Source organism: Duganella sp. CT11-25, assembly GCF_047302815.1.
Classification (GTDB): domain Bacteria; phylum Pseudomonadota; class Gammaproteobacteria; order Burkholderiales; family Burkholderiaceae_D; genus Rugamonas.
The window spans coordinates 4,194,148-4,214,487 of record NZ_JBKBFD010000001.1; the positions used below are offsets into that span (position 1 = coordinate 4,194,148).

The window sequence follows — 20,340 nt, forward strand, 5'->3', positions numbered from 1 at the left end:
CCAAGCGGCTAGCAGAGGGAAAAAGAAATATTTCGGAAAAAACAAATCCGGGGTCAGGTCCAAAACCTGGACACGAACTCTACCGTAGCGACCGCTACGGTAGAGTTCGTGTCCAGGTTTTGGACCTGACCCCGGAGTTTTAACGCGGTGCGGCCAGCAGGCCGGGCGTTGCGGAGGGTTGCAGCGCTTTCAGGCGCAGGGTTTCGTGGTCGGACAGTTGGGTACCCGCCGTCTGGCCGTCGAGACTGAACCGCTGCAGAGCGTCGGCCATGCGCGCGGCGTGCGCGCCCATGCCGGCGGCAGGCTGCGGCATTGCCAGCGACGGTGGCCCTGCGGCGGCGTCGGCGTCGAACGCCGACAGCGCTTGCGCCATCGCGCTGGCCTGGCCGCCGCGGCCCTGCGCGAACCAGACGTCGGCCGCCGCATGCTGTTGGCCGTCGTCGGTGGTGTAGGTCGAGCTCAAGCCGATCAGGTTGCCGTTGTCGACGGCGCCATCCCGCCGCGCGTCCAGGTTCAGGCTGGCGATGTGCAGCTCGGCCAGCGTCTTCAGCTCGGCGGCCTGGCTGACGCCGTCGGCGTTGCCGTCCACCCAGACGCGCAAGTCGCCGTACAGGCTGTCCTTCGCGTCGACCACGCCGTCGGCGTTGCTGTCGATCGCCGCCAGCGCGACATAGCCGTTGCCGGCGCTGCTGCCGTCGGCCAGCCGCGTGGCGGAGCCGAACAGTTCGCCGCCATCGTTGATGATGCCGTCGTGATTGCGGTCCAGCGCCAGCAAGCCGTCGCCATCGCCGACCCAGCCGGTCGCCCGCGTCTCGCCGCTGGCGGCCAGGTCGAACCGCACCCCCGCCTCCAGGCCCAGCGTGCGCACGCCGTTGCCGTCCAGGTCCAGCACCAGCGGCGTGACGAAGGTCATGGCGGCTTTCTGCGCCGCGCTGAAGGCCGCCTGCTGCGCGGCGCTCAGGGCGTTGTACTGGCTCGCCGTCATCGCATGGGTCTGCGTGGTGGTCAGCGCCGCCAGCTGGGCGTTGGCCAGGCTGCCCATCTGGAACCCCGATAGCGCGCGGATTTGCTGCGTGCCGAGGCTGGCGATGTCGGCGACCTCGATGGCGGCCAGGTTGGACGCGCTCAGGTCGGCGATCAGCGCCGTGCTCATCGCGGCCAGCTGGGCGCCCGAGAACGCCACCATCTGCGCCGCTGTGAATTGGTTGGCGATCGCGCTGACGCGCAGCGCCGCCATTTGCGGCAGCGTCAGCGCCGCCACTTGCGATACCGTCAGCGCCAGCAATTGGTCGTCGCTCAGTGTGCGGATCACACTGGTGCCCAGCACGGCGATGTCCACCGCCTCCACCGCCGCCAGCTGCACCGGCCGCAGCCGCGCGATCGCCGCCGAGCTGAGCGCCGCATATTGCGCGGTGGTCAGCGCCTGCAGCTGCGCCGAGTTCATCGCGGCCAGCAGGTTGCCGTCGCGCGCCGCCGCATTCAGCAGCAGCGGATTGATCACCGCGACGTCGTCCACGCCGAGGTAGGCGACCTGCGCCGCCGCCAGCGACGTCAGCTGCGCGCTGCCGAGCACGGCGATCTGGGCCGTGTTCAGCGCCAGTATCTGGCTGCTCTTCAGCGCCAGCAGCTGCTGGGTCTTGAGCGCGGCGATGGTGGAATTCTTCAGTGAACCAATGTCCTCCGCTTCCATCGCGCCGACCACCGTCAGCGGCAGCGCCGCGATCTGGCCGCCCGTCAGCGCGGCGGCCTGGTCGGTGGTCAGGTTGGCCGCCTGCGTCGCGCTCAAGCCGGCGATGGTCTGGGTCCGCAGCGCGGCGATCTGCGCCGTGGTGAGGGCCGAGATCGCCTGCCCGGCGCCGCCCAGCGCGTTCAGCTGGGCCGAGGTCAGGCCGGCGATCGCGGCCACGCTGATCGCGCCCAGGTTGTCGGCGTCGATCGCGGCCACGTCGGCGGTCGACAGGCTGCCGAACTGCGCCGCCGTCAGCGCGTGGATCTGGTCCGAGTTCAGCATGCCGAACTGCGGGGCGTTCAGCGCGACGATCTGGTTGGTGCTGAGCGCGGCGATCTGGGCCGAGCTGAGGCCGGCCATTTGCAGGCTGTTCAAGCCGGTCAGGAAGGCGGCGGACAGCGAGTTGACTTGCTTGATGCTCAGCGCCGCGATCTGCTCGCTGTCGAAGGCGCGCAATTGGTTGTTGGTCAGGCTCTGCAGGGCGGTGGTGCTGATGGCCGCGATCTGCGCCGATCCCAGCAGATCAAAGTTGACCGCCGCGCCGGCGCCATTGGTGCCCAGCGCCACGATCTGCGCAGCGGTCAGCGCGGCGATCGCCTGCGTGCCCAGCACCGCGATATCGGTGTCCAGCGCCACGATGGCGGCGGCCGACAGCCCCGCCACCTGCTTGCTGCCCAACACGCCGGTCTGGTCCAGGGTCAGCGCCGCGACCTGGCTGGTGCGCAGCGCGCCGAACTGGCTGCTGTTCAGGCTGACGATCTGACGCGTGGCGAGGCTGCTCACCTGGGCGCCGCTCAGGCCCGTCAGCTGGGCGTTGGTCAGGCCGGCGATGGCCTGAGTGCTCAAGGCCACCAGGCTGTCCAGCGACAGGCCGGCGACGCTGTTGGGGGCCAGCGCGCCGACCTGGCTGCTGCTGAGGGCCGCGACTTGCGCGGTCGACAGCGCGGCCAGCTGGCTGCTGCTGAGCACGGCGATCTGCTGGGTGCGCAGGCCGGCGATGGTGCGGGTTTGCAGCGCCGCCAGGTCGTCCGCCTCCAGCTTGGCGGTGGCGCCCAGCGACAGCGCGCCGATCTGGCTGCTGCTCAATGCGGCGGCCTGGTCCACGCTGAGCGCCACCGCCTGCGCGCTGGTCAGGCCGGACAGCGCGGCGGTAGACAGCGCGACAATCTGGGCGGTGCCCAGCACGGCCGTCTGGTCCAGCGTCAGCGCCGCCAGCTGGGTCGACGACAAGCCCTTCAGCGCGGCGGTTTTCAGCGCGGCGACGTCTTCCGGGTCGAAGGCGACCAGGCTGGCCTTGGACAGCGCGGCGATCTGCGCGCTGTTGAACGCGGCGGCCTGGTCGGAACTCAGCGCGACGGCCTGCTGGGTGCGCAGGCCGGACAACGCCGCCGTGCCCAGCGCGGCGATCTGCGCCGTGGTCAGCGCCGCCATGACGCTCTCGCCGCTGCCCCATGGATCGTTGCCCAGCACGCTCAGCTGGGCCGCGCTCAGGGCGGCGATGGCGGCGGTCTTCAATGCCGCCAGGTTGTCGGTGCTGATGGCGGCGAGGTCGCGCAGCGACAGGCCGGCGGCCTGGGCGGTGCCGAGCGCGGCGATCTGCGCCGAACGTAAATTGTAGACCTGGTCCGTGCTCAGCGCATTGAGCTGGACCGTGGTCAGCGCTGCCACCTGGCGCGTGGCCAGCGCGGCGACCTGGTCGGTGCCGAGCTTGGCCAGCGCACCGGCCGACAGGCCGGCGATCACGCCGGTGTTGAGCACCGGAATATCGTTCAGCTCCAGCCCCTGCACGCCGTCCGAGCTGAGCGCGCTGAACTGGGCGGAATTCAGGGCGCCGACCTGGCCGCTGGTCAACGCCGCCACCTGGTCGCTGCTCAATGTCGCGGCCTGGCGCGTGGTCATGCCGGTCAGCGCGGCGGTGGCGACGGCGGCCAGGTCGGCCGCTTCCAGCGCGGCGATCCCGGCGCTGGACAAGGCGGCCACTTGCGCACTGTTCAGCGAAGCCGACTGCGCGGTGCTCAGCGCGACAATCTGGTCGGTGGTCAGCGCGGCCAGCCCGCGGCTGCCCAATGCGCCGATCTGGGCGGTGCCCAGCGCGCCGAACAGGCTGCCGTCGGCGCCGCCCAGCGCGGCCACTTGCGCCGTGCTCAAGGCTTGCAATGCGGCCGTGCTCAGGGCGCGCAGGGCGGCGCTGCCCAAGGCGGCGATGTCGCCGCTCTGCAAGCCCGGCAGGCTGCCCGGGCTGAGGCCGGCGACCTGGCGGCTGCCCAGCGTCGCCATTTGTGACGGCGTCAGTCCGAGCAGCTGCTTGCTGCTCAACACGCCGAACTGCTGCGAACTCAGGCTGTTCAACTGCGCCGACGTCAAGCCCGCCAGCGCGGCGCTCGACAGCGTGGAAATGAAGGCCGTGCCCAGCGCCGCCAGGCTGGCGCTGGCAAAGCCGGCAATGGCGTCGGACGACAGCGCGCCCAGTTGCGTGCTGCTCAACGCCAGGAACTGGGCCGAGGTCAGCGAGGACGACTGGTCGCTGCCGAGCGCGCCGACCTGGGCGGTGGTCAGGGCGGCGATGGCCTGGGTGCGCAGCGCGGCCAGGTCGGCTGTCTCCAGGGCATGGATGGAACGCGTGCTCAGCGCGCGCACCTGGTCGCTGCTCAGGGCGGCGGCCTGGCGGGTGGTCAGCGCCACCACTTCGTCGGTGCCCAGGCCGGCCAGCGCGGCCGTGCCCAGCGCGGCGACCTGCGCCGTGCCCAGCACGCCGATGGCGCCGTCCAGCACGTTCAGTTGCGCCGAGTTGAGCGCGGCGGCGGCGGCGGTGTTGAGCGCCGCCAGGCCCGCCGTGCTGAGCGCGGCCACGTCGGCGGTCGACAGCGTGGCGATCTGCTGCGAACCGAGGGCGGCGATCTGCGCCGAGCTGAGGCTGAAGATCTGCGCGCTGCTCAAGGCGTTCAGCTGCGCCGAGCTGAGCGCGGCGATCTGGCGCGTGGCCAGGCCGGCCAGCTGCGCCGTGGCCAGCACGCTCAGCGTGTCGGTGGCGATGCCGGCGATGGTGGCGGTGGCCATCGCGCCGAGGTCGGCGCTTTGCAGGCCCAGCAGGCCGAGATAGCCGATCGCGGCGAATTGACTGCTGCTCAACACGCTGCTTTGCAAGGTGGTCAGCGCGCCGACCTGGACGCCGCTGAGGCGGGCCAGCTGGCTGCTCGACAGGCTGGCGATGACGCTGGTGCTCAGCGCGGCCAGGTCGGCGGTCTCCAGCGCCATGATCAGCTTGGTCGCCATGGCGGCGGTCTGGCTGCTGTTCAGCGTCGCGGCCTGGGCCGTGCTGAGCGCGACGATCTGGTCGCTGCCGATGCCGGCCAGCGCGCCGGTGCGCAACGCGGCGATCTGCGCCGTGGTCAATACGCCGAACAGGCCGCTGCCCGCACCCAGCGCCGCCAGTTGCGCGGACGTCAGCGCGCCGATGGCGGCCGTGCTGAGCGCCTTCATGGCGCCGCTGCCGAGGACGGCGATATCGTTGCTGCCCAGGCCGGCCAGTTGCGCCGTGCCGAAGCCGCCGATCTGCGCCGACGCCAGCGCCTGCACCTGGGCGGTGCCGAGCGCGGCGACCTGCGCGCTGCTCATGACGGCGAAGTGGCGCGAGCCCAGTCCGGCCAGTTGCGATGAACTCAGCAGCGACAGCAGCGCGGGGTTCAGCAGCGGCACCGCGCTGGTGGTCAGCGCAGCCAGGTCGGCGCTGGACAGGCCGGCGATGGTGTCGCTGTTGATGGCGGCCAGCTGGCGGCTGGTCAGCACCGAGAATTGCGCGGTGCCGAACGCGCCCAGCTGGGCGCTGGTCAGCGCCGCCATCTGCTGGGTGCTCAGGGCGGCGATGGCGTTGGTCTTCAGCGCCGCCACGTCGGCGGTCGACAGCAGCCGCAGCATGGCGGTCGGCAGCACGCTGAGCTGCGCGCTGCTCAGCGCGGCGGCCTGCGCGGTCGTCAGCGCGGCGATCTGGTCGGCGTCGATGCCCACCAGCGCCGCAGTGCGCAGGGCCGCGATCTGCGCCGTGCTCAGCAAGGCGAAGTAGCCGCTGGACCAGGCGTCGGCCAGCGCGGCCAGCTGGTTCGAGGTCAGCGCCGCCATCATCGCCGTGCCCAGGTAAGGCAGGTGCTGCTGGTCGAAGGCGGCCATGTCGGCGGTCGACAGGCCGGCCACCTGGCGGCTGCCGAACGCGCCCAGCTGGGCGGAGTTCAGCGTACCGACCTGGTCGCTGGTCAGGCCGGCCACCTGGGCACTGCTTAGCGCGGCGATCTGCTGGCTGCCGAAGGCGTTGATCTGGCCGGTCGTCAGCTGCGACAGCACGGCCGTGCCCAGCTGCGAGACGGCGCCGGTGCCCAATGCCGCCAGGTCGGCGGTCGGCACGGACAGCAAGGCGTCGGTGCTCAGCGCCCCGATCTGGCCGCTGCCCAGCACGGCGAACTGCGCGGTGGTGAAAGCGCCCACCTGGGCCGAGGTCAGCGCCGCGACCTGGCGCGTCGACAGGCCGGCGATGACCGAGGTCTTGAGCGCGCCGACATCGGCCGCTTCCAGCGCGGCGATGACCGTGGTGGACAAGGCCGCCACCTGCGCCGAACCCAGCACCGAGGCCTGGAGGGTGGTCAGCGCGGTCATCTGGTCGGTGTTCAGCAAGCCGATCTGCGCGGTGGTGAGGCCGGCGATGACCTGGGTGCCCAGCGCGGCCACGCCGTCGCTGCCGATGGCCTGGATTTCAGCGGTGGTGAAGGTGGCCAGCTGGCGGCTGCCCAGGCCGGCAAACTGCTGGCTCCGCATCAGCGCGATATCGCTGACGCCCAGGCTGGCGATATTGGCGGTGCTCAGCGCGGCCACGTCGGCCGACTCGAAGGCGGCGATGGCGCCCAGGTCCAGGCTGGTGAACGCCTTGGTGCCCAGCGCGGCGGCCTGCGCCGTGGTCAGCGCGGCGATCTGGTCGCTCAGCAGCGCCGCCATCAGCACCGGCGAGGCGGCGCCGGCGGCGTTCAGCACGGCAGGCTTGAGCGCGGCGATGTCCTGCGTGCTCAGCGCCTGCAGATTGCCCGGCGTCAGCACCGACAGCTGCACGCTGCTCAACGCGGCGACATGGTCCACCCGCAGCGCCCCCACTTGCTCGGCGGTCAGGTCCAGGATATCGTCGGTGGTCCAGGCCGTGATGTCCGGCACGGTCAAACTGGCGATCTGGTCGGTGGTCAAGCCGCTGGGCCCGCTCATGGGGAATTCCTTTTTTGATAAGGCCTTCCACTATAGCAGTGCCGCGTTCGAATTGCCATCGGGCAATGACGGTTTTTTCCTTCGGCACCACAAAAAAAATGCCGCGAAATCAACGACTTCGCGGCATTTTTTACTAAAAGGCAAGGACTGCGCGGGCTTAGGCCTTGGCTTCGCCGCCCAGTGCCTCGACCACGTCGGCCATCAGCTTGGCCAGCTCGCCGGTCATCAGCATGAAATCGCCGTCGAAACGCTCTTCGTCGTTCTTGGTGCTCGATTCCTTTTCGCTGATCACGTCCAGCGGCTTGATGCCCTTGATCGCCAGCGATTCCGTGAGCACGAAGGAAATCTTGCTGTCCCAGGTCATGGCCAGGCGGGTGCATTGCTTGCCGGCCGCGATGTGGCGGCGCACTTCGTCCGCCTCCAGCGTGTGGCGCACATAGCGCACCGCCGCCTTGCTCTCGCCGGTGGCGCGCAGCTCGGTATCCATGTCGACCGTGAAGCCGGACGGGGCGTCGTCGGCCTGCAGCCACTCGGTCATCACGCCGACCGGCGAGCGCTGCACGCGCAGGCTTTCCAGCGGCAGCTTGTCGACCGCCTTGAGCAGCAGCTTGATCACTTCGTCGGCCTTGGCCGGGCTGGCCGCGTCGACCACCAGCCAGCCGTTGACCGGGTCGATCCAGGTCCAGACGTTGCTGCGGATCGAGAAGGCGCGCGGCAGCAGCTCGTCGGCCACGCGCTCCTTCAGTTCCTTCATCGCCTTCTTGCCCGGGGCGAAGCCCTGGGCTTCTTCCAGCTCGGCGGCGCGCGCCTTGGCGACCTGGTTGATGACGGTGTTCGGCAGCAGCTTCTTCTCGGTGCCCAGCAGGATCAGCATTTGATTGTTGACCACATGGACCAGGCCGCCGTTCGGGCGCGGGGTATCCCAACCCTGGCGCAGCAATTCATTGCTGCTGGCTGGCACGAAGGAGTGAGGAGCGAGGGCGGCTTCCAATTGTTCCGGGGTAAAGGCCCAAGGGGCCGGCAGACGGTAAATCTGAAGATTCTTGAACCACATGAGTTTTTTGCCTTGTTTCAGTAATGCCAGGGGAGCGCCATTTTACACGCTGGCGCGCCGCACGGTCCGGTTGTGGCGGGAAAACCGCGCTCAGGCGGCCGATGCCAGGTCGTGCGGCGCCGTCAACGGGATCGTCACGTCGAAGCACGTGCCCCGGCCGGCCGCGCTGCGCAGCTCGATGCTGCCGCCCAGGATCTGATACACGATGTTGTGCGCGATATGCAGGCCCAGCCCGCTGCCGCCCTGGCCCAGCCGGGTGGTGAAGAACGGCTCGAACACGTGCGCCTGCATGGCGGCGGCGATGCCCTTGCCGCCGTCCTGGACCGAAATCGTCACGGCGTCGTCGCCGGCGGCGCGCGCGCTCAGCACGATCACGCCGCCGCCCTCGTCCAGGCCGTGCTTGGCCGCGTTTTCGATCAGGTTGGCGATGACCTGTCCCAGCGGGCCGGGGAAACTGTCGAGCTGCAGGGCCGGCGGAATCTCCAGCCGCACCTCGCAATTGGCGCGCTTCAGCATGGGCTGCAAGGTCATCTGCGTTTCATGCACCACCTGGTGCAGCAGGAAGCGGCGGCGCTGCGAGCTGGCGCGGTCGGCCGCCACCTGCTTGAAGCTGCTCATCAGGTCGGCGGCGCGCTGCAGGTTGCGCATCGCCAGGTCGGAACCCAGCTCCACCGATTGCAGGAACTCGTCCAGCACCGAGCGCTTCAGGCCGTCCCGCATCTTGCCGCGGAAGGTGCGCAAGTCCTCGCTCAGCGTGCTGACCGCCATCAGGCCGTTGCCGACCGGCGTGTTGAGTTCGTGCGAGACGCCGGCCACCAGCGAACCGAGCGCCGCCAGCTTTTCCGACTTGACGATCTCGGTCTGGGTGTTCCTGACGATGTCGCGGATGGCGTCGAGCAGGCGGCCGGCCTCGCCGCGCGCGCCGGGGTGGATCTGCTGGTGCCAGTCGCCGGCGGCGACGCGCTGGGTGATCTTCAGCGCATCGAGGATGGGATCGGCGATGCTGCGCCTGACCGTGTTGAAGATCAGGATGAACACGCCGATGATGACGGCGAACATCAGGCCCAGCGACCACGCCATGTGGCGGATGCGTTCCAGCGCGGCCGCCTCGTCGTCGCGGTTGCGCTGGCGCGCCAGCTCGACCACCTGTTCGATGGTCTTGCGCTGCTGCTCATAGGTCGCGCCCAGCCTGGCCAGCGCGCGCGCGGCGCCGCCCTGGTCGCCGCGCTGCAGGGCCGGCGCGAGGTCGCCGAAGGCGGTGCTGTAAAAGGACTGCACCAGCGCGTGCGACTGCTTCAGGAACTTGTCCTCCAGTTCCCCCTGCAGGCCCGCCGCCGACCAGTAGCGGTAACGCTGCTCGTAGGCCTGCTGCGCGCCGCGCAGCCGCTGCAGCAGGGGCGCCGCCCGGCTGGCGTCGGCCGCGTTCAGCTGCAGCACGATCAGATAGGATTCGACCAGGTAGGCCGGCGGAGGCAGGATGTCGGCCACCAGGTCCTGGCCCTGCATGATGCGCTCGTAGATCGGGCCATTGACGCGGATTTCCGACAGGGTGCGCTGGACGATCAGGCCGCACAGCGCGAAACAGGCAAGCGAAACGGCCAGCAGCAGGCGAAAGCGCTGTTGGATACTGAGATGCTCCAGCATGTAGTGCTCCTGACGGATGGGGCGGCCGTTCCACTATACAACGCCGGATAGGCTGGCGCATGCATCTGCTTGATGGCTGGGGCGGCGAAACAACAACCGTCTAGGCGAACAATTCGCCCTGCCGGGGCAGCGCCGGCTGGTGACCGGAACCGGGCGGCTCCAGCGTGCTGGCGCGCACGCCCAGCAGCCGCAGGCGGCGCTGCAAGGGCACCCGCTTCAGGCATTCGCGCGCGGCCTGCAGGATGCCGGCCGGGTCGGCCACCGGCTGCGGCAAGGTGACGTTGCGGCTGACGATCTGGAAGTCGTCGAAGCGCAGCTTGATGCTGATGGTGCGGCTGACATAGCCCTTGCGCTTGAGGTCGTCCGCCAGCCGCTCGCACAATGTGGTCAGGATGCCGGACAGCGTGTCGCGGTCCTGGCGCGCGTGCAGGTCGCGCTCGAAGGTGGTCTCGCGGCTGATCGACTTGCTCTCGGAACTGGTGGAAATCTCGCGGTGGTCGATGCCGCGCGCGGCCTGCGCCAGCCAGGCCGAGTAATGCGCGCCGAAATGGTCCTGCAACAGGCCGGCGTCGGCCCCGGCCAGCTGGCCGATGGTTGCTATGCCCAGCGCCGCCAGCTTTTCGGTGGCCTTGGGGCCGATGCCGTTGATCTTGCGCACGCCCAGCGGCCAGATGCGGGCCGGGATGTCGTCGTAGCCGAGGATGGTCAGGCCGTCGGGTTTTTCCAGGTCCGAGCAGATTTTCGACAGCAGCTTGTTGGGCGTGACGCCGATCGAGCACGACAGCCCGGTGGCGTCGCGCACGGCTTGCTTGATGCGCGTCGCCAGCGCGCGGGTTTCGCCTTCGACGCGGGTCAGGTCGATATAGATTTCATCGATGCCGCGATCCTCGAAATCCGGCGCGATGCCGGCCACGGCGGTCTTGAACAGCCGCGAATAATGGCGGTAGGCGTCGAAATTGACCGGCAGCAGGATCGCGTCCGGCGCCAGCTTGGCCGCCTTCATCATGCCCATCGCCGAGCCGACGCCGAGCGCGCGCGCCTCGTAGGTGGCGGTGGTGATGACGCCGCGTCCGACATAGTCGCGCAGCCGGGCGAAGCTGTGCGTGCCGTCTTCCCGCGGCACCGGCTGGGCGTCGCGGCCGCCGCCGATCACCACCGGCAGGCCGCGCAGCTCCGGGTAGCGCAACAGTTCGACGGAGGCGTAAAACGCATCCATGTCGAGGTGTGCGATGCGCCGTTGCGGTTCGGTCATGATGCGATGAGTTACTGTAGATACATACAGTATTCACGAAAACCCTGCGCGCCGCAAGCCGGTGTTACACTGGAAGCAACAAATATTACCAATCCGCCGACATGACCAAACGCCTGACGACCGTTATCCTGGCCACCTGGCTGCCGCTCGCGCCCCTGCCGGCGCTGGCGGCCCCATGTCCGCCGGCCCGCGCCGGCATCAGCGACCTCGGTTACTCCTCCTATCGCGACGGCGCGAGCTTTCGCGGCAGCACCGTCGACGTGCTGGCGGAGATGCACAGGCGTACCGGCTGCGATTTCAATATCGAGTGGTATCCGCACGGCCGGCTGTATGCGCAGTTCTTCAACAGCCAGCTGGAACTGACCGGCGCCTCGCTGCGCACCGCCGAGCGCGACCAGCACGGCGTGTGGCTGCCCTACACCTACACCCAGTTCGAGCTTTTGCTGACCAACAAGAGCGCCGGCAAGTTCCGCAGCCTGGCCGAGTTTGTCGACCACAGCAGCGCGCGCCTGAACGTCACGCGCGGCATTTCCTATTCGCCCGAAACCCAGGCGCAGATGGACCGGCTGCAAAAGCTGGGACGGCTGGAATACGTCAACGACTACGGCGTGGTGTTCCGCAAGATCCAGGCCGGCCGCGCCGAGGGCACGCTGGCGCCGCCGGCCATCCACGTGCTGCACCAGCGCCAGTTCAAGATGCTGGGCAAGATGACCGGCACGCCGTTTGCCGAATCGCCGCGCGCGCTGGTCGGCATGTATGTCTCGAAGAGTGTGCCGCCGCAGGTGCTGCACAGCTATATCGAGGCGCTGCGCGCCATCGTGGCCGACGGCACGGTGCAAAAAATCTACGAACGCTACCTGGGCGAGGAGATCACGCGCCAGATCTTTGCCGCCGGCGTGCGCGACATCCTCGACGCCATGCCGCGCCACGCGCTAGGCCCGTGAGCGGAACCATTGCGCGCTGGCCTCGTCGGCGGGAAAGAAGGATTCGATCCGCAATTCGTGCACGGTGACGTCGCGCGGCGTCCCCAGCGTGGCGATGGTGGTGAACAAATTCAATTCGACGCCCTCCTTGCGTATCGTCACCGGCAGGAAGGGCAGCGCGCGCCGGTCCAGGTTGGGTGTGGTCATGCCGGCGATGCCGGCCAGCGCCTGCAGTTCGCCCAGCAGCGCGGTGGCTTCGCTGCCGGGGCCATCGCTCATCGCTTCGCGCTGTATCCAGTGCAGCAGGTCGGCGGCCACGTCCTGCCAGTTGTGCAGGTATTGGCCGACGCCGTCCGGATCGAGCATCAGCCGCAGCACGTTGACCGAACCGTCGACCGGCAGCACGAAGCCGTCGGGCAAGGCCAGCAGCCATCGCATCAGGCCGGCGGCGGGGGCGTTCGCCATCTGCAGATTCCACAACCGGTCCACCACCAGCGCCGGATACGGCGCCTGCTGCGCCAGCATGAAGTCCAGCGCCTGGCGCACCGCGCCCAGTTCCGGGTCGGACAGCTTGCGTTCCTGGTAGGCCGGCGCGAAGCCGGCCGCCAGCAGCATGGCGTTTCGTTGTCGCAAAGGGATCTCCAGCGTCATGCCCAGGCGCAGGATCAAGTCCTTGCTGGGCTGCGAGCGGCCGCTTTCGAGGAAGCTGATGTGGCGCTGCGAGACGGCGCTCTCGGTCGACAGGCGCAGCTGGCTGTAGCCGCGCTTGCCGCGCCAGTAGCGCAGCGCGGCGGCGAAGTCGCTGAAGTAGTGGTCGGCTGCGGCTGCGGTCATGGCGTCACCATGGTGTGGACAAGCCGCTAATCTAGCCTGCCGCGCCGGCGAACTCAAGCGAATCAGGCGGCCGCCTGGTTCAGGAAGCCGGTCACGCTGGCGAGCCGGCCGTCATCGGCCAGGCGCGCCACGTCGGTGCCGTGCGCCACCGGCGCGCCGCCGGGCACGGCCAGCGTCCACGAAAAGCGCACCACGTCGTTGTGGCCGTCCGGCGTGCCGTCCAGTTCGAAGCGGTAGCCGGGGAACTGGCTTTGCGCGCCGGCGATCATGGCGTCGATGCCGTCGTGGCCGGCGCCGCGCATCATCGGATCGACGTAGCTGGCGTCCAGGCTGAAGGCGCGCGCCACCAGCGCGCGGCGGGCTGCGGCGTCGCGTTCGTTCCAGACGGCCAGGTATTGAGCTGCGATATGGGATGGGGTGGTCATGGTGATCTCCTTGAATGGTTATGTCATGTCGACAGAACCATTGTCCGCAGATCGTCGCGCGGCGGCGATTACGTCCCAGGTAATCGCCGCTTGACGGCCGTCACCACCAGCACCGCGCCGGCCAGCAGGCTTGCCGCCAGCAGATAGATGCCGCTGGCGGTGCTGTGCGTGGCGTCGCGGATCGCGCCCACCAGATACGGGCTGACGAAGCCGGCCAGGTTGCCGATCGAGTTGATCATCGCGATGCCCGCCGCCGCCGCGGTACCGCCCAGCATGGCGGTCGGCAGGCTCCAGAAGATCGGGAAGGTGCTCAGGATGCCGGCCGTGGCCACGCTCAGCGCCACCAGCGCGATCACCGTGTCGTCGCTATAGATGGTGGCGGCCACCAGCCCCGCCGCGCCGGCCAGCGCGGCGATCGCCGTGTGCCAGCGCCGCTCGCCCGTGCGGTCCGAGTGGCGCGCGGCCAGCACCATCGCCACCGCCGCCACGCAATACGGAATCGCCGACAGCAGCCCGATGTCGAACACGTCGGTCACGCCGCTGTTCTTGATCAGCTGCGGCAGCCAGAAGCTGACGCCGTACAAACCCATCACGCACAGGAAGTACACCAGCGCCAGCAGCCAAACCTTGGCGCTGCGGAACAGCTGCGCCAGCGGCATGCTGTGCTGCTCCTTGCGGTCCTCGGCGATCGCGCGTTCCAGCTGCTGCTTGTCGTCTTCGCTGAGCCAGCGTGCGCTGCGGATGCCGTCGTCCAGGTAGAACAGCGTCCAGACGCCGATCAGCACCGACGGCAAGCCTTCGAGCAGGAACAGCCATTGCCAGCCGCTCAGGCCATACAGCCCGGCGAAGGTCTTCATGATCCAGCCCGACAGCGGGCCGCCGACGATGCCGGCCACCGCCACGCCACTCATGAACAGCGCCACCATGCGCGCGCGCCGGTGCGCCGGATACCAATAGGTCAGGTACAGGATGATGCCGGGGAAGAAGCCGGCTTCGGCCGCCCCGAGCAGGAAGCGCAGCACATAGAAGGTGGCCACGCTGTCGACGAACATCAGCGCCGACGAGATCAGCCCCCAGCTGATCATGATGCGGGCGATCCAGATGCGGGCGCCGGTGCGCGTCATCAGCAGGTTGGACGGCACCTCGAAGATAAAGTAGCCGATGAAGAAGATGCCGGCGCCGATGCCGTACACCGTATCGCTGAACCGCAGGTCGTTGAGCATCTGCAGCTTGGCGAAGCCGACGTTGACCCGGTCCAGGTAGGCCGCCACGTAGCACAGGAACAGAAAAGGCATCAGCCGCCAGCTGACGCGGCGGTAGAGGGCGTCGAGCCCGTCGTCGGAGGTGGGGGCGGAGGTCATCGGTTTCATGCGGTCCATTGTGCCGGAATCCGGCCCCGCCGCTTAATTTTCTAAATTATTTCCAAAAACCCTTGCGGAACCGATAAAGCAGCTTGTAGAATACGGCCTCGTTCAGCAGTTGTCGCAGTTAAGAAAGACAAACGCTGATATGTTTTCTGGGTGCTTAGCTCAGTTGGTAGAGCGGCGCCCTTACAAGGCGTAGGTCGGGAGTTCGACCCTCTCAGCACCCACCAAGGAAAACAGAAAAGACGAAATTTGGAGCGGTAGTTCAGTTGGTTAGAATACCGGCCTGTCACGCCGGGGGTCGCGGGTTCGAGTCCCGTCCGCTCCGCCAAATTCCTTAAGGGCCCGATCTTGATCGGGCCCTTATTCATTTCAGCTTCAGAATCGCTTAGTATCCTGATGTGCAATGAATAAGCCCTCCCATTCCTATCTTCGTTTCCGTGTCCGCATGGCGCGCCACGCGCTGCTGCAGTTTGCCGCCAGTCTTCAAAGTTCCCTCGAAATCATCTTGCTCGGCTTCGCGCCGGTGGTCCTTGGCTTGATCGCCTGCATCGCCTTGCCCGGATTGCTGGCCGCGACCCGGCCCTGGCCGCAGGCGCTGGCGCTGTTTGCCGGACAGGCGATGCTGGCCAGCGCGCCGGTCTGGCTGCTGCGCAAGCGCCTGCATCCGGCGCAGGTGCTGCTGTGGAGCCGGCCGCTGCCGATCCCGCCGCGCCGCCGGTGGGGCGCCGACGCGGCAGTGGCCGGCATGATCGTCGGCCCGCTGACGCTGGCCTACGCCATCTCCACCGCGATCTGGCTGTATCAATGGCCGGACTGGCTGCGCCCGGCCGCGCCACAGGCACTGCTGTTGACGGCGCTGTCGCTGCTGCTGGCCTGGGCCATCTCGACGCTGATACTGGCGCGGCGCGCCCGCATGCCGGCCGCGCGCAAGCCGGGCCGCCCCCGCGCGGCGGCGCCATCCTATGTGCCGCGCGCGCCGCAGCAAATGATCTTGCCGTATTACTGGCGCCAGCTGTTCTGGCGGCCGTTCTGGCGCGCCGAGAATGTGGTCGGCATCCAGCAGACCTTGCTGCTGGCCGGCGCCTTGCTCAGCGTCGCCGTCTGGCTATGGCATCCGCCGCTGGTGCCGCCGGCGTTGTGGGGTGCTTGCGCGGCGCTGACGCTGGTGCTGTTGACCGACCGCGGCGACAAGGCCGTGGCCGAACAGATTGCGCAGCTGCGCCCCGTCGCCGCCGGCTGGCCCTTGCGATCGGAGCGACTGTTCCGTTGCGCCATGCTGTTCTCGCTGCTGCCCGGCCTGTGCGTCATGGCCTGCTTCGCGCTGCCGACGCTGGGCCGCGCGGCCGCCGGCTACAGCCACACCGTCGCCGTGGTCTGGCTGTGTTTTGCCGGCCTGGCCCAGATCGCCATTGTCTCGCTGCGCCGCCTGAGCGTGCGCGGCCGGGTCGGACTGGTGATCGGCGCCATCATCATCCTGACCGCCATTGGAAGTGAACTATGGAATTGATACTGCAGATCGAAGGCCTGCATTTCGAGTATGCCAACCGCGCGCTGTTCCGGCAGTTCGGCCTGCAACTGGGCGCCGGCGTCACCTGGCTGCGCGGCGAGAACGGCGCCGGCAAGACGACCTTGCTGAAGCTGGCCGGCGGCGCGCTGACGCCGCACAGCGGCACCATCCGGCTGGACGATATGGAAATCCACGCCCAGCCCCTGGCTTACCGCCTGCAGTGCTATTACTGCGGCGGCGACACGCCGCAACTGCCATGGCTGACCGTGCGCGAAGTGCTGGACCTGCACCTGGCGCTGTATCCGGCCACCGATAGCGCATTGCTGAACGCCGAGCTGCAGGCTTTCCACCTGATGGCGACGCTGGACCAGCCGGTCACCACGCTGTCGCTGGGCCAGCACAAGAAGATGCAGCTGTCGCTGGCCCTGGCGCTGCCGGTGCGCCTGCTGCTGATCGACGAGCCGTTCAACGGCCTCGATGCCGACGCCATGGCCTACCTGCGCCGGCAACTGTCGGCGCAGGAGCGGCTGGCGCGCCAGTGCATCCTGCTGACCAGCCACCTGGACCCGGCGCTGCCGCTGGCGCAGACCATCCAACTGTAGCCACTCAGGCGGCCACCTTCCTTAGCGCCGCAACCAGGCGGTCGACTTGCGCCTCGGTGGTGAAGATCGACGGCGTGGCCCGCACGCAGGCGCCCGACGCCAGGCCGTCGCGGTACACGGCAAACACGCCGTGGTCGCGCAACAGCCGTTTCGACAGGGCCACGTTGTCGGCCAGGGACGTGCGGCCCCGCAAACGGAACGATGCGATCGCGCTGGTCAGGCGCGGGTCGGATGAGGCCAGCAGCTCAAGGCCGCCGATATCGCGCGCGGCGTCGACCCAGCGGTTGCGCAAGCGATGTAGGCGCGCCTGCTTGTTGGCCACGCCGATGCGCTGATGCAGGTCCAGCGCCGGCGGCAACGCCAGGTAGGCGGCAAAGTTGATGGTGCCGGTATGCACGCGGGTGCGCACATCGCCGCGATCGCGCTCGCCCATGTAGGGATCGATATCCTCCACCCGGCCGCGCCGGATGTAGATCGCACCGATGCCCACCGGCGCGCCTATCCACTTGTGCAGGTTGATGCCGACGAAATCGGCCCGCAGGTCGGGGATGCGCATGTCGAGCTGGCCGAAGCCGTGCGCGGTATCGACGATGGTGTCGATGCCGCGCTCGCGCGCCATGCGGCTGATCTCGGCCACCGGCAAGACCATGCCGTTGCGGTGGTTGACGTGGGTCAGCAGCATCATCCTCAGCTTCGGCTGCCGCGCCATCGCCTGCGCATAGCAATCGATCACCGCCTGGTAGGTGGCCGGCTCCGGCATGGTGATCGCCACCACCTCGACGCCGCGCCGCTGCTTGAGCCAGTGCAGGGCGCTGATGGTGCTGTCGTAATCGATGTCGGCGCACAGCACCACGTCGCCCGGACGCAAGCGGTTGTAGCCGCCGATCAGCGCCTGCAAGGCTTCGGTGGCGCCGCGCGTGAAGGCGATCTCGTCGCGCTCCACGCCCAGCGCCTCGGCGGCCTTGCCGCGCGCCGCTTCAAACTCCGGCGGGAACTGCAACCGGCCGTAGTAGGCATTGCCGTGATTGACCTCGGTCACATGCCGCTGGTAGGCGTCCATCACCGGCCGCGCCATCGAACCCCAGTACGCGTTGTCGAGCATCGCCACCTCGTCGGTGACGTCGTACTGGGCGGCGACGGCTTGCCAGTAACCGTTGTCGGCCGCCAGTTCAGCCGGCGGCAAGGCCGGCGCGGGCGGCAGTGCGGGCGCCGCCGGCAACGAGGCCGGCAATCCCGCCATGGCCGCCGCCGGCGCCAGCGGCAGCAGCGCGCCGGCGCGCAGCCACGCGCGGCGCCGCTGGTCCGGTTGGCTCAAAACTTCACCGTGTAATCGACGTACAGGTTGCGGCCGTCGGTATCGTAAGGCGCGTTGCGCGAGTAGATCAGGCCGCGGCTGGCCTGGAATACCGCCTCGTCCGGATACTTGTTGAGCACATTGTCGACGCCGAAGCGGATGGTCTGCTTGGACGTGACCTTGTAGCTGGCCGCCAGGTCGAGGAAGCGCATGGCGCCGAAGCGCTGGAAGATATCGCCGGTGGCGTTGCCGGTGCTGTCGGTCCAGGCGCCGTAGTAGCGCGCGCGGGCCAGCGCGCTCCAGCTGCCGAGATCGTAGGCGGCGCTGAAGGTCGCCTTCTGGCGCGGCAGGCGTTCCTCGAACACGATGCGCTGGCTGGCATTGGTGGCGATGCTGGAGTTGCCGCCGTCCACCGTGGTGGTGTTGTAGTTGTAGGCCAGCGTCAGGTTCAGCTTGCCGGTGCCGACGCGGCTCAGGTAATTGCCGACCACATCGACACCCTGGGTGGTGGTGTCGAAATCGTTGGTGAAGTAGCTGACCGAGGTGTAGCGCAGCGGATTGGGCACGCCGGCCGGCACCGCGAACGAAGCCGAGGTGCTGAAGCGGTCGCGCAGCTTGATGTCGTACAGGTCCACCGAACCGGACAGGCCGAGGTCGGTCTTCCAGGTCAGGCCCAGCGACAGGTTCTTGGATTTCTCAGGCTGCAAGGGCTTGGCGCCCAGCGCGATGGCCAGCGGGTCGTTGTTCGACAGGCGGCCGCTGGTGAACACCAGCAGGGTCTTGGTGTCCAGGCCCTGGGTGGTGCTGCTGGTGTTGGACTGGCCCGGCGTCGGCGCGCGGAAGCCGGTCGAGTACGAGCCGCGCACGGCGAAGCCGGACGCCAATTCGAAGCGGCCGGACAGCTTGCCGTTGACGGTGTTGCCGAACTCGGAGAAATCTTCATAGCGCAGCGCGGCGCCGACCGTCAGGCGACGGCTCAGCGGCGCTTCGACGTCGAGGTAGGCGGCGTAGCTGTCCTGGCCCCAGCTGCCGGACTGGCGGTCGCTGAAGCCGGGGGCGCCGTTGGCGTTGGCGTCCAGGCCGGCAGCGGCGCCCGGTCCGACCGCATACGAGGCGGCGTCGCCCGCTTTCACCTTGTAGGTTTCGTTGCGGTACTCGGCGCCGAAGGCGACGTTGACCGGCTGCGCCAGGTCGGCCAGGCGCCACTCGTAGTTGAAGTTGGCGTTGACCAGCTTTTCTTCCTGCGTCAAGCGGCCCAGGTAGAACGAGGTCGGGCTGTTCGGGCCCAGCGAGGCGTTGATCGAATTGTGCAGGCCGTAATCGATTTCATTGCGGCCATACGAGGCGCTGACATCCCAGCCCAGCACAGGCGTGAAGCGGCCGCGCACGCCGGCCATCAGCTGCAGGTCGTCCTGCTTGTTGGTGTACTGCGGGCTGAAGCCGACCGGATAGATGCTGCGCACATCCCAGCCGGGGAACACGGTGCTGGTCTTGTAGACGGTGGTGCTGGTATCGGGATTGCGCCAGTTGAAATCGGAGGTGCCGTCCATGTGGCCGAACAGGCCGTAGCTGTACAACTCGGTATCGCCGCCCAGGCCCACGCTGGCGTTGTAGCCGGCGCGCTGGCTTTCCAGGTCCGGCTGGCCCCAGCGCTGCACCGGATTCGGCACGGTCAGCGCGGGATGCGCGGCCTGGAAGGCGATCGCGTCGGGACGCTGGCGGGTGCGCGAGGTCGGATCCGACTGCGATGATTCGGCAAACAGCATCAGGCGGCCGCTGTCGCCGAATTCGAAGCCGTACTTGGCGTGCAGTTCATTGGCCTTGCCGTCGCCTTCGCTGTATTGCGAATGCTGGGCGGTCAGCTCGCCGCCGACGCTGTCGTCCAGGATGATGTTGATGACGCCGGCAATCGCGTCCGAACCGTACTGGGCCGAGGCGCCGTCGCGCAACACCTCGATGCGCTTGATCGCGCTGGTCGGGATCTGCGCCAGGTCGGGCGCCTGGGCGCCGCGCGCGCCCAGCAGCGCGCTGCGGTGGAAGCGGCGGCCGTTGACCAGCACCAGCGTCTGGTCCGGCGACAGGCCGCGCAGGGTGGCGGGACGGACGAAGACCTGGCCGTCGGCCATCGGCAGGCGCTGCACCACATACGATGGCACCAGCTGCGCCAGCACGTCGTTGAGATCGGACGATTCGACGGCGGCGATCTCTTCGCGGGTGAAGACATCGACCGGCGCCAGCGTGTCGAACTGGGTGCGGTTGCTGCTGCGGGTGCCGGTGACGATCACCGATTGCTGGGCGTCGGCGGCGGCGCCGCTGGTGCTCTGGGTATTCTGGATATCCTGGGCATGGGCGCCGGTCAGCGCGCTGCAGGCGACAAGCGCGGCTGCGCTCGCAATTTGGCTACGTTTCAAGTTCATGGCTGTTCTGTTGGTTAGGTGAGAAAAATCGCCAACTCCCATTAATTTCATTCA

General features: G+C 68.3%; 12 protein-coding genes and 2 tRNA genes. 5 read left to right on the plus strand and 9 right to left on the minus strand.

Features of this window, described 5'->3' with window-relative positions:
• Positions 1 to 139: 139 nt before the first annotated feature.
• The 4 genes from ACEN9F_RS17820 to dinB all read right to left on the minus strand — a co-directional run bounded on the left by ACEN9F_RS17820 (position 140) and on the right by dinB (position 10,917).
• Complete coding sequence (locus tag ACEN9F_RS17820) at positions 140 to 6,967, minus strand: beta strand repeat-containing protein (protein WP_413421823.1); 6,828 nt, start codon at positions 6,965 to 6,967, stop codon at positions 140 to 142.
• Between the two features lie 157 nt (positions 6,968 to 7,124).
• The gene (locus ACEN9F_RS17825; RefSeq protein ID WP_413421824.1) at positions 7,125 to 8,021 is read right to left on the minus strand and encodes a recombination-associated protein RdgC; all 897 of its coding nucleotides are present in this window, start codon (positions 8,019 to 8,021) and stop codon (positions 7,125 to 7,127) included.
• A 90-nt stretch (positions 8,022 to 8,111) separates the two neighbouring features.
• The gene (locus ACEN9F_RS17830) at positions 8,112 to 9,665 is read right to left on the minus strand and encodes an ATP-binding protein (RefSeq protein WP_413421826.1); all 1,554 of its coding nucleotides are present in this window, start codon (positions 9,663 to 9,665) and stop codon (positions 8,112 to 8,114) included.
• A gap of 100 nt (positions 9,666 to 9,765) precedes the next feature.
• Positions 9,766 to 10,917: a DNA polymerase IV gene (dinB, locus tag ACEN9F_RS17835; RefSeq protein ID WP_413421828.1), complete on the minus strand. Its 1,152-nt coding sequence runs from the start codon at positions 10,915 to 10,917 to the stop codon at positions 9,766 to 9,768.
• Positions 10,918 to 11,018: 101 nt separating this feature from the next.
• Here dinB and ACEN9F_RS17840 point away from each other — a divergent pair, with 101 nt between their 5' ends.
• Positions 11,019 to 11,861, plus strand: coding sequence for a substrate-binding periplasmic protein (locus ACEN9F_RS17840; protein ID WP_413421830.1), 843 nt, complete (start codon positions 11,019 to 11,021; stop codon positions 11,859 to 11,861).
• Here ACEN9F_RS17840 and ACEN9F_RS17845 read toward each other — a convergent pair.
• The 3 genes from ACEN9F_RS17845 to ACEN9F_RS17855 all read right to left on the minus strand — a co-directional run bounded on the left by ACEN9F_RS17845 (position 11,850) and on the right by ACEN9F_RS17855 (position 14,469).
• Positions 11,850 to 12,674: a helix-turn-helix domain-containing protein gene (locus ACEN9F_RS17845; protein WP_413421832.1), complete on the minus strand. Its 825-nt coding sequence runs from the start codon at positions 12,672 to 12,674 to the stop codon at positions 11,850 to 11,852. The two genes, ACEN9F_RS17840 and ACEN9F_RS17845, sit on opposite strands and share 12 nt — an antisense overlap.
• A 62-nt stretch (positions 12,675 to 12,736) precedes the next feature.
• Complete coding sequence (locus ACEN9F_RS17850; protein ID WP_413421834.1) at positions 12,737 to 13,099, minus strand: nuclear transport factor 2 family protein; 363 nt, start codon at positions 13,097 to 13,099, stop codon at positions 12,737 to 12,739.
• A gap of 68 nt (positions 13,100 to 13,167) precedes the next feature.
• Positions 13,168 to 14,469 (minus strand): MFS transporter, encoded by a 1,302-nt coding sequence (locus ACEN9F_RS17855; protein ID WP_413427094.1) that lies wholly within the window; start codon positions 14,467 to 14,469, stop codon positions 13,168 to 13,170.
• 148 nt (positions 14,470 to 14,617) lie between these two features.
• On the opposite strand from ACEN9F_RS17855, the gene ACEN9F_RS17860 reads away from it, so the two are divergent.
• The 4 genes from ACEN9F_RS17860 to ACEN9F_RS17875 all read left to right on the plus strand — a co-directional run bounded on the left by ACEN9F_RS17860 (position 14,618) and on the right by ACEN9F_RS17875 (position 16,575).
• A tRNA-Val gene (locus ACEN9F_RS17860) sits at positions 14,618 to 14,693 on the plus strand.
• 24 nt (positions 14,694 to 14,717) lie between these two features.
• Positions 14,718 to 14,794 (plus strand) — tRNA-Asp (locus tag ACEN9F_RS17865).
• Positions 14,795 to 14,869: 75 nt separating this feature from the next.
• Complete coding sequence (locus ACEN9F_RS17870; RefSeq protein WP_413421836.1) at positions 14,870 to 15,973, plus strand: hypothetical protein; 1,104 nt, start codon at positions 14,870 to 14,872, stop codon at positions 15,971 to 15,973.
• Positions 15,964 to 16,575 (plus strand): ATP-binding cassette domain-containing protein, encoded by a 612-nt coding sequence (locus ACEN9F_RS17875; RefSeq protein WP_413421838.1) that lies wholly within the window; start codon positions 15,964 to 15,966, stop codon positions 16,573 to 16,575. The genes ACEN9F_RS17870 and ACEN9F_RS17875 overlap by 10 nt, the downstream gene beginning before the upstream one ends.
• A 4-nt stretch (positions 16,576 to 16,579) precedes the next feature.
• Here the strand turns inward: ACEN9F_RS17875 and ACEN9F_RS17880 are convergent, their stop codons facing one another.
• Complete coding sequence (locus ACEN9F_RS17880; RefSeq protein WP_413421840.1) at positions 16,580 to 17,890, minus strand: aminotransferase class V-fold PLP-dependent enzyme; 1,311 nt, start codon at positions 17,888 to 17,890, stop codon at positions 16,580 to 16,582.
• Positions 17,887 to 20,286 carry a TonB-dependent receptor plug domain-containing protein gene (locus tag ACEN9F_RS17885; protein ID WP_413421842.1) on the minus strand — a complete coding sequence of 800 codons (2,400 nt, stop codon included), beginning with the start codon at positions 20,284 to 20,286 and terminating at the stop codon, positions 17,887 to 17,889. Before ACEN9F_RS17885 ends, ACEN9F_RS17880 begins: the two co-directional genes overlap by 4 nt.
• Positions 20,287 to 20,340 lie beyond the last annotated feature (54 nt).

Excerpts from the sequence above, each read along its gene's own strand:
- ACEN9F_RS17820 (WP_413421823.1), bottom strand. The coding sequence starts at position 6,967 with ATGAGCGGGCCCAGCGGCTTGACCACCGACCAGATCGCCAGTTTGACC.
- ACEN9F_RS17825 (WP_413421824.1), bottom strand. The coding sequence starts at position 8,021 with ATGTGGTTCAAGAATCTTCAGATTTACCGTCTGCCGGCCCCTTGGGCC.
- ACEN9F_RS17830 (WP_413421826.1), bottom strand. The coding sequence starts at position 9,665 with ATGCTGGAGCATCTCAGTATCCAACAGCGCTTTCGCCTGCTGCTGGCC.
- dinB (WP_413421828.1), bottom strand. The coding sequence starts at position 10,917 with ATGACCGAACCGCAACGGCGCATCGCACACCTCGACATGGATGCGTTT.
- ACEN9F_RS17840 (WP_413421830.1), top strand. The coding sequence starts at position 11,019 with ATGACCAAACGCCTGACGACCGTTATCCTGGCCACCTGGCTGCCGCTC.
- ACEN9F_RS17845 (WP_413421832.1), bottom strand. The coding sequence starts at position 12,674 with ATGACCGCAGCCGCAGCCGACCACTACTTCAGCGACTTCGCCGCCGCG.
- ACEN9F_RS17850 (WP_413421834.1), bottom strand. The coding sequence starts at position 13,099 with ATGACCACCCCATCCCATATCGCAGCTCAATACCTGGCCGTCTGGAAC.
- ACEN9F_RS17855 (WP_413427094.1), bottom strand. The coding sequence starts at position 14,469 with ATGAAACCGATGACCTCCGCCCCCACCTCCGACGACGGGCTCGACGCC.
- ACEN9F_RS17870 (WP_413421836.1), top strand. The coding sequence starts at position 14,870 with ATGAATAAGCCCTCCCATTCCTATCTTCGTTTCCGTGTCCGCATGGCG.
- ACEN9F_RS17875 (WP_413421838.1), top strand. The coding sequence starts at position 15,964 with ATGGAATTGATACTGCAGATCGAAGGCCTGCATTTCGAGTATGCCAAC.
- ACEN9F_RS17885 (WP_413421842.1), bottom strand. The coding sequence starts at position 20,286 with ATGAACTTGAAACGTAGCCAAATTGCGAGCGCAGCCGCGCTTGTCGCC.